The sequence below is a fragment of the Dyella sp. 01N36 genome (genome assembly GCF_056399745.1).
Map to the genome: position 1 here is coordinate 1 of NZ_JBFTRY010000107.1, position 12,111 is coordinate 12,111.

Sequence of the window (12,111 nt, forward strand, 5' to 3'; positions counted from 1 at the left end):
GTGCTGTTTGCGGCGGCGCTGCAAACAGCACGATCGAAAAAAGCAGATAAAGGGCGTCCATTGAAGTCCGACTCACCGTCTTAGTTAACGGTGCAAATTGTCGGAAGCGGCGCATAAGAAAGGGGTAGCGAATTCACCCGGCCGCGTATAGAAACCGTAAAAATTTGCCCGGGGGCGTCTCGGGCGCCGTTTCCCCTGTGGGAGCGCACCCTGTGCGCGAACGCGGCCGAACAGGCCGCCCTACGGTCGGCGGTCGCGCACAGGGTGCGCTCCTACACGATCGGATCAGACCGCGTGGGAAATCACGTCGCCGTCATTCGCCGCCGGCGCGCGATTGACCGGATAGCCAGCCTCATCCCAGGCATCCAGCCCGCCCAGCAACGGGCGCACCCGCTTGTACCCGCGCGACATCAGCGCCTTGGCCACCAGGGCAGCCGAGGCCTCATTCGGGCACGTGCAGTAGATCACCAGCTCCGCATCGAGCGGCACGGCGTTGACGATGATGTCGACGCTGTTCACATCGGCCAGCAAGGCGCCGGGGATGATGCGCGAATCGAGCATGCGCGCCGCTTCCGAACGCACGTCCACGATGGCCGGATTGCGGCCCTTGTTGAGTTCGTCGTTGAGTTCCTGCACGGTGATGCGCGCCATGCGCAAGGCGCGGATCAGGCGGTGGCGCTGCCACCATTTCATGATGATGTAGAGCACCAGCAGGCTGCCGATCAGCATCAACGCCACGCTGCCGGCATTGGCCAGCGTGACCAGCAACTCATCGATCTGGGTCGAGAACACATAGCCCAGGCTCACCGCCACACCCACCCAGAGCAGCGACCCCAGGCCATCGAAAAACACGAACGGTGCCGTCCGCAGACCCATCGCACCGACCAGTGGGGGCGCCACGGTGGAGAGACCCGGCACGAACTTGGCGAGCAGCAATACGCCGCCGCGCCAGCGCTGGAAGCGCAGTTCCGACTGCTTTACGCAGGAATCGGGCGACAGCGAGATCCGGCACAGCGTGCGCATCACGCCGCCACCGAAATAGCGGCCTGCGGCATACCAGGCGTAGTCGGCCAGCAGGCAGGCCAGCACCGCCACGGCGACCACGCCGGTCAGCGGCAGACGCTCGGTCGACGCCAAAGCGCCCGCCACGATCATGGTCGGTACGGCCGGCAGCGGCACGCCCGCCTGCTCGATGAGCACGTTGACGAATACCAGCAGCAGCCCGTATTGGGCGATCAGCTCGATGATGTGGTGGGCCATGGCAAACCTCGACCGATGACATCTTGCGGCCCCTCCATCATTGGGGCCGGCGCTCGTAAAAACAATCGATTTTTCGTCTAAACAGGCTGACCCGATCTCAGCCTCAGTAGCCGACGACCTCGCCATCCTTGCGCATTTCGGTGGCACCCCAGTACACCCGCTGCTTCGGGTCGAACATGATGGCCTCGTAGCCGCCGAAATTGCCCGTACCCGCTTCGATCGTATAGCCGCGTCGTGTCAATTCGGCCTTCACGCCAGCGTCAAAACCCGATTCCATCTCCACCTTGCCGATGCCCAGCGAGGGCTCGCCGGTGGGCTCGGCATTGCCGTAGTGGCGCCAGCGCGCGGCATCACCGGCGTCCTGCACGTTCATGCCGAAATCGATGATTTTGGTCAGCACCTGCACATGAGCCTGGGGCTGCATGTCGCCGCCCATCACGCCGAAGGCCAGCCACGGCTCGCCATCCTTCATCGCAAAGCCCGGAATGATGGTGTGGAACGGCCGCTTGCCCGCGGCGTACACGTTGGCGGCCTTGGGCTTGAGCGAATACAGCTCGCCGCGATCCTGGAACATGAAGCCCAGCCCGTCGGCCACCAGGCCCGAGCCCATGCCGCGATAGTTGGACTGGATGATCGACACCATCATGCCGTCCTTGTCCGCGGTGGTGAAATACGTGGTGTCGCCATTGAACAGGCGCGGATCGCCAGGACCGATCGACGGGTTGGCGTGATCCAGATGGATCTCCTTGCGCCGCTGCTCCCCATAGGCTTCGGAAATCAGGCCCTTCATCGGCACATTGACGAAGTTCGGATCGGCGTAGAACTTGGCGAGATCTTCATAGGCCAGGCGCTTGGCTTCCAGCATGGCGGTGATGGCATCGGCGCTGCCCACACCCATCTTGCGCAGGTCGAAACCCTTCAGTATCTGCAGCATTTCCAGCGCCGCGAAACCCTGCCCGTTCGGCGGCAGTTCGTAGACGTCGACACCGCGATAATTCACCGATTGCGGCGTCACCCATTCGCCGTGATAGCTGGCGAAATCCTCGTAACGCAGGTCACCGCCGATGCGCTTGAAATAGGTGTCCATGGTGTGGGCAATAGCACCCTTGTAGAACGCATCGCGGCCGCCTTCGGCAATCAGGCTGAGCGTGCGGGCGAGATCGGGATTGCGAAACACCTCGCCTTCGGCAGGCGTGTGTCCATCGATCAGATACGTGTGGCGGGCGTTGTCCAATTCCTCGATCAGCCCCTTCTCGCGCTCGAACGCGGCGAAGTTGCCCTTCCAGTACTTGGCCACCAGCTGGGTGATGGGAAAGCCGTCCTTGGCATAGGCGATGGTCGGCGCCAAGTCGTCGGCGATCGGCAGCTTGCCGAACTTCTCGTGCAGCGCGAACCACGCATCGACCGTGCCCGGCACGGTGATCGGCAGCGAACCCACCGAGGGAATGTGATCCTTCACCGGCATGCCCGCCTTGGCATACGCGGCCTTCACCTCGGCCTGCATCTTGGCCAGGTCGCGCCCCTTCGCCGACGGGCCGGAGCCGTTGTAGCCATAGAGCTTGCGCGTTTTAGGGTCCCACACGATCACGAAGCAGTCGCCACCGATGCCGTTGAGCACCGGCTCCATCAGGCCGAGCGCGGCATTGGCGGCAATCGCCGCATCCACCGCGCTGCCGCCCTTCTTGAGGATATCGATGGCGACCTGCGAGGCGAGGGGCTGCTCGGTCGCGGCCATCCCGTGTTGCGCGATCACCGGCGAACGCGAGGCCCAGGTGTTGCCCGAGTAGCGATCGCCGCGGCTGATCTCCTGGGCCGTGGCGTGCCCTACGTAAAAGCTCGTCATCGCGGCGAGGGCCGTGACAGCGTAAAGACGCGATAGGCGGGATGGGCGTGCAGACATGGGCGGCCTCGTCGATGGTCAAATCGCGCGACGGCGGCGAGCTCAGCCGCCCCGTCACGTCAGCCCGACGTCATACACTGCCGGGCGATCCGATGCCAAGGAACGCCGCCGCATCTTTGAGCATCCGTGGCCGCGTTACGCGCCGCCGGCAGCAGGGGCGGTATCCAGACCTGCACGTCCTGCCTCGATACGACGAGCGCCGAGCAGCACCAGCGGCAACCAGACCAGGGTGAGCGCCGCCGCGCAAAGAAATACGCCATCGGTGCCGAGCCGGCCCAGCGCGATGCCGCCGACCGCGCCGCCGACGAAGGCGCCCAGGAACTGGCTGGTCGAATACGCGCCCATCGCCGCACCTCGCATCGAGCCGGGCGCCAATTGCGAGACCAGGCTGGGCAGCGCCGCTTCCAGCAGATTGAAGGCGGAGAAGAACACCGCCGCCGCCACCCCCAACACCGCCACGTGATCGCCGGACAGGCCAAATCCCAGCAACCCCAACCCGGTCGCGACGACACATACAGCCACCAGGTTCAGGCTTTGCGCGAGATCGCGCATGCGATGCAGGCAGGCGCCCAGCACAAAGGCCGCGATCACCATCACCGGCAGATAAAGCTCCCAATGACGATTCACCGGCAAATGCAGTCGGTTGGCCAACAGCAGCGGCAAGCCCACGAAGCTGGCCGTCAACAACATGTGCAGAAAGAACACCGACCCGTTGAGCACCAGCATGCGGCCATCACGCAACATCGACAAAACACTGGCCCAGTTGGCTGCTGCCGGCGCGGACRCCCGCTCCGGGGTGGGCACGATCAGCCACAGCAGCACGAGCGCCGCCAGGGCCAGGATGGAAGTGGCCGCGAACAGGCCGGAGAGGCCGGCCACGGCTTCCAGCGGCGGACCGAGAATCAGCGCCAGCAGAAACGCCACGCCGATGGATACGCCGATGATGCCCATGACCTTGCTGCGGTTTTCATGGCGCGTCAGGTCGGCGGCCAGGGCCGTGCCCGCACCCGCCACCGCGCCCATGCCCTGCAGGGCACGTCCGATCACGATGCCCAGCAGCCCGTGCGACATGGCCGCCACCAGGCCGCCGCCGGCAAATACCAGCAAGCCCAGGGTGATCGCCGGCTTGCGGCCGATGCGATCCGACAACAGGCCCAGCGGTATCTGCAGCAGGACCTGCCCCAGGCCATACACGCCCAGCGCCAGCCCGATCAGCCACGGCGTGGCGTCCGGCATCTGCTGCGCGTACAGCGAAAACACCGGCATGATCAGGAACAGGCCAAACAAGCGCAGGCTGATCACACAGGCCAGGGTCAGCGCGCTGCGTCGTTCAAGTGGGGAGAGTTTGCTCACCGGGGCTTCTTAAAAGGGTCGCATGAGTCACCGATTATACGTTTGACCCCAAAAAACCAACCGTGGTGCCGTGTCGCGGCGGTTTCTTGCGCCCAACTCTCTCTATAATCCCGTGATACGACGCTATGACTGCCTCATGACCACGACCCAAGCCGACACCCGCCGCTCTGCCGACTTTGCCGCCGTTCGAGGGCTCGCCGCTGCAGACATGCACCGGGTCGACTCCCTGATCCGCCAACGCCTGTCGTCGGACGTGGTGCTGATCAACCAGATCGCCGACCACATCATTGCCGGCGGCGGCAAGCGCCTGCGCCCGATGCTGCACGTGCTGGCGGCCAACGCTGCCGGCTACCACGGCGAGCATCACATCAAGCTGGCCGCAGTCATCGAGTTCATCCATACCTCCACCCTGCTGCACGATGACGTGGTGGACGAATCGGACCTGCGCCGCGGCCGCAAGACCGCCAACGCCCTGTGGGGCAACGCGGCCAGCGTGCTGGTGGGCGACTTCCTCTATTCGCGCTCGTTCCAGATGATGGTCGAGCTCGATGACATGCGCATCATGCGCATCCTGGCCGACACCACCAACACCATCGCCGAAGGCGAGGTGCTGCAGCTGCTCAACATCGGCAACGCCGACGTCGATGAAGCTGCCTACCTCAATGTGATCGAACGCAAGACGGCCGTGTTGTTCGCCGCCGCCACCGAGCTCGGCGGCCTGCTGGGCGGCCTGCCGGTGGAACAGTGCACCGCCCTGCGCCGCTACGGCATGCAGCTGGGCTACGCCTTCCAGATCGCCGACGACCTGCTCGATTACACCTCGGACGCAGGCACCCTGGGCAAGAACATCGGCGACGATCTGGCCGAAGGCAAGCCGACGCTGCCGCTGATCTACGCGCTGCAGCGCGCCGATGCCGAACAGAAGCAGTCGCTGCGCCACGCCATCGAACATGGCGGCCTCGATTCGCTCGACCGCATCATCGCCGCCATCCGCGATTCCGGTGCGCTCGAACGCACCCACGAACGCGCCGTGATGCACGCCGATGCCGCACGCGATGCACTGCGCGCCCTGCCCGATTCGCCGTGGCGCGACGCCATGGCGACGCTGGCGGACTATTCGGTGCAGCGCAGCTTCTGATTTTTCACGCGTGGCCCGCGACTCCCGCGTCACCGATCGACGGCGCCGGGCGGGCCTTTCCTGAGGCGACACCCCAAGCCATACTCGTTCTTGAACTCCCCGAGTGTTCAAGGACGACATGATGCCCAAGCCCGACCCACAGTGGATGGTGGACGCGTTTCATCCCTACCGCATAGCGCTGAACGGCGACGCGCTGGCGCCGTGGCAGATGATCGCCATTGCCGTCATCACCGTCGTCATCGCGCTCGTCAATGAATCGCGTGGATACGCGAAAAGGAAGAAACCGTTCCCCGGGTTCCGCAGCGGCGTGCTGATGGGCATGCTCGTGGCGACCACGATGCTCGGCCCGCTCAGCTGGATTTCTTACCGGGTGCTCTCGTCTGGCGCCATCCGATGCCTCATGAAGCGCTGCCAAGGCACGCAATTCACTGATATCAGCGGCCGCAGGCATTACGACAGTGATCGCTACGTCTCCATGACGTTCGATCCAGCCTTCTTCTGGACGAGTTACCTCATGATGTCGTGCTTTACCGTCATCGCGCTGATGTTGCTTTTTTCATGCATCCGCGCCTGCCTGCACTGGCGCGAACTCGACTGAGCGGCGGGCGACGAGGCGCGTCATGCGCGCCTCGTCCAAGCGCTTCAAGGGGTAGCCGTGAACGCCCCATGCAGCCAATCGCGCATCAAACGATAGCTACGCTGCGCCRCACGTTCGTCATAAGCGCACCCGGCGCTGTGCTGATCGGTTTCAGTGAAGCAATGCACCGCATTGCCCAGCACCACGAACTGCCAGTCGGCCTTGCTGCCGCGCATTTCGTCCATGAACTTGTCGGCGTCGGGCATGGTGCCCTTGTCGTCGGCGCCATTCATCACCAGCACGCGCGCCTTGATGTTCTTGGCCAGCGACGGGTCGTCGGTCTGCAGGCCGCCGTGGAACGACACCACCGCGGCCACGTCGGCGCCGCTGCGAGCCAGGTCAAGCACGGCGGAGCCGCCGAAGCAGAAGCCGATGGCGGCCAGCTTGCTGACGTCGATCGGCGCGCTCTTGCCCTGCGCCTTCAATTGCTCCAGCGCCAGGTCGATGCGTTTGCGCATCAGCGCGCGGTCGGTATACAGCGGCTTGGTCGCGGCCTTGGCCTGGTCGTCGTTGGTCGGGCGGATCTTTTCGCCGTACATGTCGGTGACCAGGATCACGTAATCCTTGCCCGCAATGCCTTCGGCCTTCTTGATGGCGCCATCGTTCACGCCATACCAGTTGGGCACCATCACCAGGCCGGGACGCTTGGTGGCGACGGCATCGTCATACACCAGCACGCTATGGAAGGTGGTGCCGTCCTGCGTCCATTCGACCGGCTTTTCCACCATCTTCGCCTGCGCGGCGAACGCGGCTCCTGACAGCAACAGCAAACTGCAAAGACGGGCAATGCGCATGACGTCCACTCCTGGTTGCGGGGTTTCGAACGGTCTACAGGCCGGCGGCGTGTTCCGCGAGTCTGCGTTTGATCGGTGACAACTTGTCGATGAGGCGCACGCCCAGACCACGCGCGGCCACCAGCGGCGAGGCCTGCCACGCATAGATGCGCGCCAGCGCATCGAAGCCCAGCGCGTCCATCGTGTCGGCACTGCGGCGGCGGCGCGCATAACGGCGCAGCACGTGGGGCGCGGCGATATCGCTGCCGGCATCGCGAGCAGCGACCAGGGTGTCACGCAGTTCCACCACATCACGCAAGCCCAGGTTTACGCCTTGTCCTGCCAGGGGATGCACCGCATGCGCGGCGTCGCCGAGCAGCACGAAGCGCTCGGCCTGATAGGTTTCGGCCAGCTGCAGGCGCAAGGGGAACGCCGCACGTGCGGTGGCGCCGGTGATGCGTCCGAGCCTGAAATCGCTGGCCACGCCGAGCGCGTCGAAGAACGCCTGATCGTCGAGCGCCAGTACACGCAGCGCTCCTGCTTCGGGTAGCGACCACACAATCGAGCTGCGACCGTCCGCCAGCGGCAGCAAGGCCAGCGGTCCGGTATCGAGAAAGCGTTGCCAGGCGGTGCCTTCGTGCGCGCGCTCCGTCGTGACATGCGCCACCACGCCACGCTGCGCATAGTCCCGCCCATGGGTTTCGATGCCCGCCATCGCGCGCAACGGTGAGGCAGCGCCATCGGCGGCAACCAGCAGACGTGCGGAAATCGTCTCCGCCTCCGCTCCCTGCAGGCTCAGCTGCACGCGATCCTCGAGCACCTCGTAGCCTCTGACTTGTGCGGGGCACAGGCGACGCACGCCGGCGGACTCCAGCGCCTGCCAGAGCTGCCATTGCACGAGATTGTTCTCGACGATGTAACCAAGCAGGTCGCGGTCCTGTTGCGCGGCATCGAAGTGGATGACCGCACCGCTCGCGGCATCCCATACGTGCATCTGCGCATAAGGACTCGCGCGCGACGCGCGGATGGACGTCCAGACGCCCAGGTCCTCAAGCAAGGTGATCGACGATGGCGCCAATCCCACGACGCGCAAATCCACTTCGTCTTGCACCGACCACGGTGCCGGCGCGCGGGCCTCGAGCAGTGCGGTGGCAAAGCCGGCACGCGCCAGCGCCAATGCCGTCGCCGCGCCGACCATGCCGCCACCCACCACGGCCACGTCAAGCGCAGGACCGCGACGACGCGATTCGCTGCGGGCGATCGATGTCACGCTCATGGCAGACGCTCCAGCACGGCCTTGGGCGGCTCGCCGCGGAAACCCATGCCACGCCGCGCCAGCAAACGCTGCAACGGCGGCAGGCGATCGAACGCCAGCATGGCCAAGGAACGCAACGGCGCCAGCAAGGGTTGCGGCAGGCAGGCCAGTTGCACCAGTCCATGGCTCATCGCCATGGTGCCTTCGCGATCCGGCGCACGGCGGGCCGCGTAGTTCGCCAACAAGTCTTCGGAACCCGGATCAGAGGCGTTGGTCAGCATCTCGGCCAGCGTCAGCGCATCGCGCAATCCCAGGTTGAAGCCTTGCGCGCCAATCGGATGCACCGTTTGCGCGGCATTGCCCACCAGCACCGCCCTCGTGGAGACCAGCGAACGCGCCGCCACCCGCTGGATCGAATAAGGGTGGCGCTTGCCGGGACGGCTCAGCCGCCCCAGCCGCCAACCGAAGCGCTCTTGCGCCAGCGCGATAAAGGCCTCGTCATCCATCGCTTCGACGGCCTTGGCTTCGGCTTGCGACACGGTGAGCACGAGTCCGCAACGACGATTGGCGAGCGGCAGCAGGGCGATCGGTCCGTGGTCGGCAAAGCGTTCGTAGGCACGCTGCGCGTGGTCGCGCTCCGGCGTCACCGTGCAGACAAACAAGGTCTGGCGATAATCATGGCGCTCCGCCTCGATGCCCAACCGTTCGCGCACGAACGAGGCGGTGCCATCGGCGCCGACCAGCAGCGGCGTCTCGATCTCGACGACCTCGTCCTTGGTCTGGATGCGCGCGCGCCAACCATCGGCCACCGGCTCCAGCGACTCCACCCGCGCGGGCGCCAGGCGGCGCAGGCGCGTGCATTCGTCCAGCCGCCGCAGCAGTGCCGCGCCCAGTTCGCGCGCAGGCAGCGTCCAGCCCAGGGCATCCACGCCCTGCCGCGCCGCATCCATCTGCACGCTGCCGAACTCGCCGGCCCGCGTGACGTGGATGTGATGGATCGGCGTGGCCTGGGCCGCGGCGTGTTTCCACACGCCAATGGCAGTGAGGCCGTTCACGGTAGCGCGCGCCAGGGCGAGGTTGCGTTCGTCGTAGCTGGGCTGATCGCCGATGCGTGGCGCCGCCGCTTCGACCATCACGGCATCGATGCCGGCCGCGTCCAGGGCGATGGCCAGGCTGGCGCCGACCAGTCCGCCGCCGACGATGAGCACCGGCCGCGTGGCAGCAGGCTGGGAGGATGAGTTCGTCATGGCGCCGCATGATACGCGCCGGGGATGCTCTGAACTATGACGTGTGGAAGGCCCGACGACAGCGAGCCGCTGGACCCCGGGCTTGACTCTGCCCAATTGCGATAGACTTGCCGCTTGCATTCGACGCGACCTTTTTGGAGCAGCTCATGGCTAAGACGCAGACCCAGCGCCTAGGCATCTTCCTGGCCTTGGCCGTGGTGATGGCCGCGACCCGTATTCACCTTTCGCTGTTCCATCACGATGTGTGGGATGCCTCGTGGGGCATCTTCTTCCTGGCCRGCTTCTGGCTGCGCGGCTCAGTGCGCTGGGCGTTGCCCCTGTTGCTGGCCGAGGCCGTGCTGGTGGACTACCTGGTCATCAGCAACCAGGGCATCAGTTTCTGGGATCACTACTGCGTCTCGGCGGCTTACTGGGCCCTGGTCCCGGCATACGCCAGCCTGTGGCTGGGCGGCAGCTGGCTGGCCGGCCAGAAGCTGGGCCTCAACGCGCGCAGCCTCGGCTTCACCGTGGCCGCCCTGCTGGGCAGCTGGCTCGCCTGCTACGTCATCTCCAACGGCAGCTACTACTGGCTGAGCAGCACCGTGCCGCAGCCGCGCAGCTTCGCCGCATGGTTCGAGAACATGGTCGACTGGTACGGCTTCTTCCTCGAGACCACGGTGCTTTATGTGGCGCTGGGTCTGGTGGTGCATGGCCTGGTGGTGCAGCTGTCGCGCATGCTCGGTCACGCTGATTCCTCCAAGCTGTCGCACTGATCTCCATAGGCAAGCCGCGATGGGTAACCGTCTTTCGAAGATCTACACGCGCACGGGCGACGACGGCAGCACCGGTCTGGGCGACGGTTCGCGCGTCGCCAAGGATTCATTGCGCGTTGGTGCCTACGGCACGGTCGATGAGCTCAACAGCACGATCGGCATGGTGCTGGCCTGCGATGGCGTGGGCGAGGATGTGCGCGAAACGCTTACCCAGGTGCAACACGACCTGTTCGACCTGGGCGGCGAGCTTTGCATCCCGGGCATGGCGATGGTCCATGACGCCGATATCGACCAGCTCGAGCAAGTACTCGATCACTTCAACGATCCGCTGCCGCCGCTGAAGGATTTCATCCTGCCGGGCGGCGGCATGGCCGCGTCCTGCTGCCATCTGGCACGCACGGTGTGCCGACGCGCCGAGCGCGAGGTGATTGCGCTGGGTCGCGTGGAAGAAGTCCGCCCGCAAGCGCAGCGCTACCTCAATCGCCTGTCCGACCTGCTGTTTGTGCTCGCGCGCGTGCTGGCCCGTGCCAGTGGCCACGGCGAAGTGCTGTGGCAGCACGAGCGCCGCCGCAAGCCCCAGGCGTGACCCTCGATGCTGCGGCTCTACACCCACGCCAGCTGCCTGCAGCACGATCCCGGTCCGGCCCAGCCTGAGTCGCCCTCGCGCCTGCGCTCGGTGCTGCAGGCGCTGGATCAGGACCGCTTTGCGGCACTCGATAGAGTGGAAGCGCCGCGCGCCACGCGCGAGCAGTTGCTGCGGGTGCACACACCGGAGCATGTCGACCGCATCCTCGCGATCACGCCCGAGCAAGGCACGGTGCGCCTCGACGAAGACACCCTGATGTCGCCCGGCTCGGCCGAAGCCGCCCTGCGGGCGGCCGGCGCCGTGGTCGCAGCGGTGGATGCGGTGCTGGGAGCCGAGGGTGGCATGGCGTTTTGCGCGGTGCGCCCACCGGGCCACCACGCCACGCCCGATCGCGCGATGGGTTTCTGCCTGTTCAACAACATCGCCGTCGGCGCGGCCCATGCCATCGCCGCGCACGGGCTCAAGCGGGTCGCCATCGCCGACTTCGATGTGCATCACGGCAATGGCACGCAGGACATCTTCGCCCGCGAGCCGCGCGTGATGTTCATCTCCAGCCATCAGATGCCGCTCTATCCGGAAACCGGCCGCGCCGACGAACACGGCGTGGGCAACATCGTCAACGCACCACTTTCTCCCGGTGATGGCTCCTATGAATTCCGCGAGCTGTGGGAGGGCGTGCTGATTCCCAAGCTGCACGCGTTCAAGCCGCAGCTGCTACTGGTGTCGGCGGGCTTCGACGCCCATCGCAACGATCCGCTGGCCGACCTGCGCCTCGGCAGCGAGGACTACGCCTGGATCACCCAGCGCCTGGTCGACGTGGCCCGCGCGCACGCGCAGGGTCGCGTGGTGTCGACCCTGGAGGGTGGCTACAACCTGCTCGCCCTGTCCACCAGCGTGGCCGCCCACGTGGGCGAGCTGCTCGACGCCTGAGCCCTGGCCATCAGGCGCCGGACGGGCTGAAATCCAGCGCCACCGAATTGATGCAATAGCGCAGGCCGGTCGGCTTGGGGCCGTCCGGAAAGACGTGCCCCAGATGCGACTCGCAGACAGCACAGCGCACCTCGGTGCGGCGCATGCCGTGCTTGTCGTCCTGCATGAGGCTGATGGCCTTGCGCGTCAGTGGCTGGAAAAAACTGGGCCAGCCGGAACCCGAATCGTATTTGGCCTCCGACGCGAACAAGGGCGCCTGGCAGGCAACGCAGACGTAGGT

Annotated in this window: 12 protein-coding genes; 5 read left to right on the forward strand and 7 right to left on the reverse strand. The window is 65.7% G+C overall.

Translation table 11 applies throughout. The annotated features are described in order from the left end of the window. Window positions 1-285: 285 nt before the first annotated feature. From AC1DMG_RS15060 to AC1DMG_RS15070, 3 genes are all read right to left on the reverse strand, one after another. The gene (locus AC1DMG_RS15060; RefSeq protein WP_441604383.1) at window positions 286-1,260 is read right to left on the reverse strand and encodes a VTT domain-containing protein; all 975 of its coding nucleotides are present in this window, start codon (window positions 1,258-1,260) and stop codon (window positions 286-288) included. A gap of 103 nt (window positions 1,261-1,363) precedes the next feature. Beyond that, entirely contained in the window at window positions 1,364-3,103 is a 1,740-nt protein-coding gene (gene ggt / locus AC1DMG_RS15065; protein WP_477175194.1) for a gamma-glutamyltransferase, read from the reverse strand. A gap of 192 nt (window positions 3,104-3,295) precedes the next feature. Continuing rightward, window positions 3,296-4,513: an MFS transporter gene (locus AC1DMG_RS15070; protein WP_477180706.1), complete on the reverse strand. Its 1,218-nt coding sequence runs from the start codon at window positions 4,511-4,513 to the stop codon at window positions 3,296-3,298. A gap of 136 nt (window positions 4,514-4,649) precedes the next feature. Here AC1DMG_RS15070 and AC1DMG_RS15075 point away from each other — a divergent pair, with 136 nt between their 5' ends. After that, the gene (locus AC1DMG_RS15075) at window positions 4,650-5,651 is read left to right on the forward strand and encodes a polyprenyl synthetase family protein (RefSeq protein WP_441604385.1); all 1,002 of its coding nucleotides are present in this window, start codon (window positions 4,650-4,652) and stop codon (window positions 5,649-5,651) included. Between the two features lie 121 nt (window positions 5,652-5,772). Further along, window positions 5,773-6,249: a hypothetical protein gene (locus tag AC1DMG_RS15080; RefSeq protein WP_477179102.1), complete on the forward strand. Its 477-nt coding sequence runs from the start codon at window positions 5,773-5,775 to the stop codon at window positions 6,247-6,249. A 44-nt stretch (window positions 6,250-6,293) separates the two neighbouring features. Here the strand turns inward: AC1DMG_RS15080 and AC1DMG_RS15085 are convergent, their stop codons facing one another. Genes AC1DMG_RS15085 through ubiH form a run of 3 tightly spaced genes read right to left on the reverse strand, consistent with a single transcriptional unit; the run spans window position 6,294 to window position 9,563 of the window. Further along, on the reverse strand, window positions 6,294-7,082 hold the full coding sequence (locus AC1DMG_RS15085) for a dienelactone hydrolase family protein (RefSeq protein ID WP_477180707.1): 789 nt from the start codon (window positions 7,080-7,082) through the stop codon (window positions 6,294-6,296). A 34-nt stretch (window positions 7,083-7,116) separates the two neighbouring features. Then, on the reverse strand, window positions 7,117-8,337 hold the full coding sequence (locus AC1DMG_RS15090; protein WP_477174970.1) for an FAD-dependent oxidoreductase: 1,221 nt from the start codon (window positions 8,335-8,337) through the stop codon (window positions 7,117-7,119). After that, window positions 8,334-9,563: a 2-octaprenyl-6-methoxyphenyl hydroxylase gene (gene ubiH, locus AC1DMG_RS15095; protein ID WP_477174971.1), complete on the reverse strand. Its 1,230-nt coding sequence runs from the start codon at window positions 9,561-9,563 to the stop codon at window positions 8,334-8,336. Before ubiH ends, AC1DMG_RS15090 begins: the two co-directional genes overlap by 4 nt. Window positions 9,564-9,709: 146 nt before the next feature. On the opposite strand from ubiH, the gene AC1DMG_RS15100 reads away from it, so the two are divergent. Genes AC1DMG_RS15100 through AC1DMG_RS15110 form a run of 3 tightly spaced genes read left to right on the forward strand, consistent with a single transcriptional unit; the run spans window position 9,710 to window position 11,831 of the window. Continuing rightward, complete coding sequence (locus AC1DMG_RS15100; RefSeq protein ID WP_477180708.1) at window positions 9,710-10,315, forward strand: hypothetical protein; 606 nt, start codon at window positions 9,710-9,712, stop codon at window positions 10,313-10,315. Window positions 10,316-10,334: 19 nt separating this feature from the next. Next, window positions 10,335-10,901 (forward strand): cob(I)yrinic acid a,c-diamide adenosyltransferase, encoded by a 567-nt coding sequence (locus tag AC1DMG_RS15105; RefSeq protein ID WP_477174972.1) that lies wholly within the window; start codon window positions 10,335-10,337, stop codon window positions 10,899-10,901. Window positions 10,902-10,907: 6 nt separating this feature from the next. Then, window positions 10,908-11,831, forward strand: coding sequence for a histone deacetylase family protein (locus AC1DMG_RS15110; protein ID WP_477174973.1), 924 nt, complete (start codon window positions 10,908-10,910; stop codon window positions 11,829-11,831). 10 nt (window positions 11,832-11,841) lie between these two features. Here the strand turns inward: AC1DMG_RS15110 and msrB are convergent. After that, the coding region (msrB, locus tag AC1DMG_RS15115; RefSeq protein ID WP_477180709.1) for a peptide-methionine (R)-S-oxide reductase MsrB at window positions 11,842-12,111 on the reverse strand (270 nt) is incomplete at its 5' end.

Bases quoted from the DNA above. Each gene is read 5' to 3' on its own strand.
- ubiH (WP_477174971.1), bottom strand. From the start codon at position 9,563: ATGACGAACTCATCCTCCCAGCCTGCTGCCACGCGGCCGGTGCTCATC.
- AC1DMG_RS15075 (WP_441604385.1), top strand. From the start codon at position 4,650: ATGACCACGACCCAAGCCGACACCCGCCGCTCTGCCGACTTTGCCGCC.
- ggt (WP_477175194.1), bottom strand. From the start codon at position 3,103: ATGACGAGCTTTTACGTAGGGCACGCCACGGCCCAGGAGATCAGCCGC.
- AC1DMG_RS15110 (WP_477174973.1), top strand. From the start codon at position 10,908: ATGCTGCGGCTCTACACCCACGCCAGCTGCCTGCAGCACGATCCCGGT.
- AC1DMG_RS15090 (WP_477174970.1), bottom strand. From the start codon at position 8,337: ATGAGCGTGACATCGATCGCCCGCAGCGAATCGCGTCGTCGCGGTCCT.
- AC1DMG_RS15080 (WP_477179102.1), top strand. From the start codon at position 5,773: ATGCCCAAGCCCGACCCACAGTGGATGGTGGACGCGTTTCATCCCTAC.
- AC1DMG_RS15060 (WP_441604383.1), bottom strand. From the start codon at position 1,260: ATGGCCCACCACATCATCGAGCTGATCGCCCAATACGGGCTGCTGCTG.
- AC1DMG_RS15105 (WP_477174972.1), top strand. From the start codon at position 10,335: ATGGGTAACCGTCTTTCGAAGATCTACACGCGCACGGGCGACGACGGC.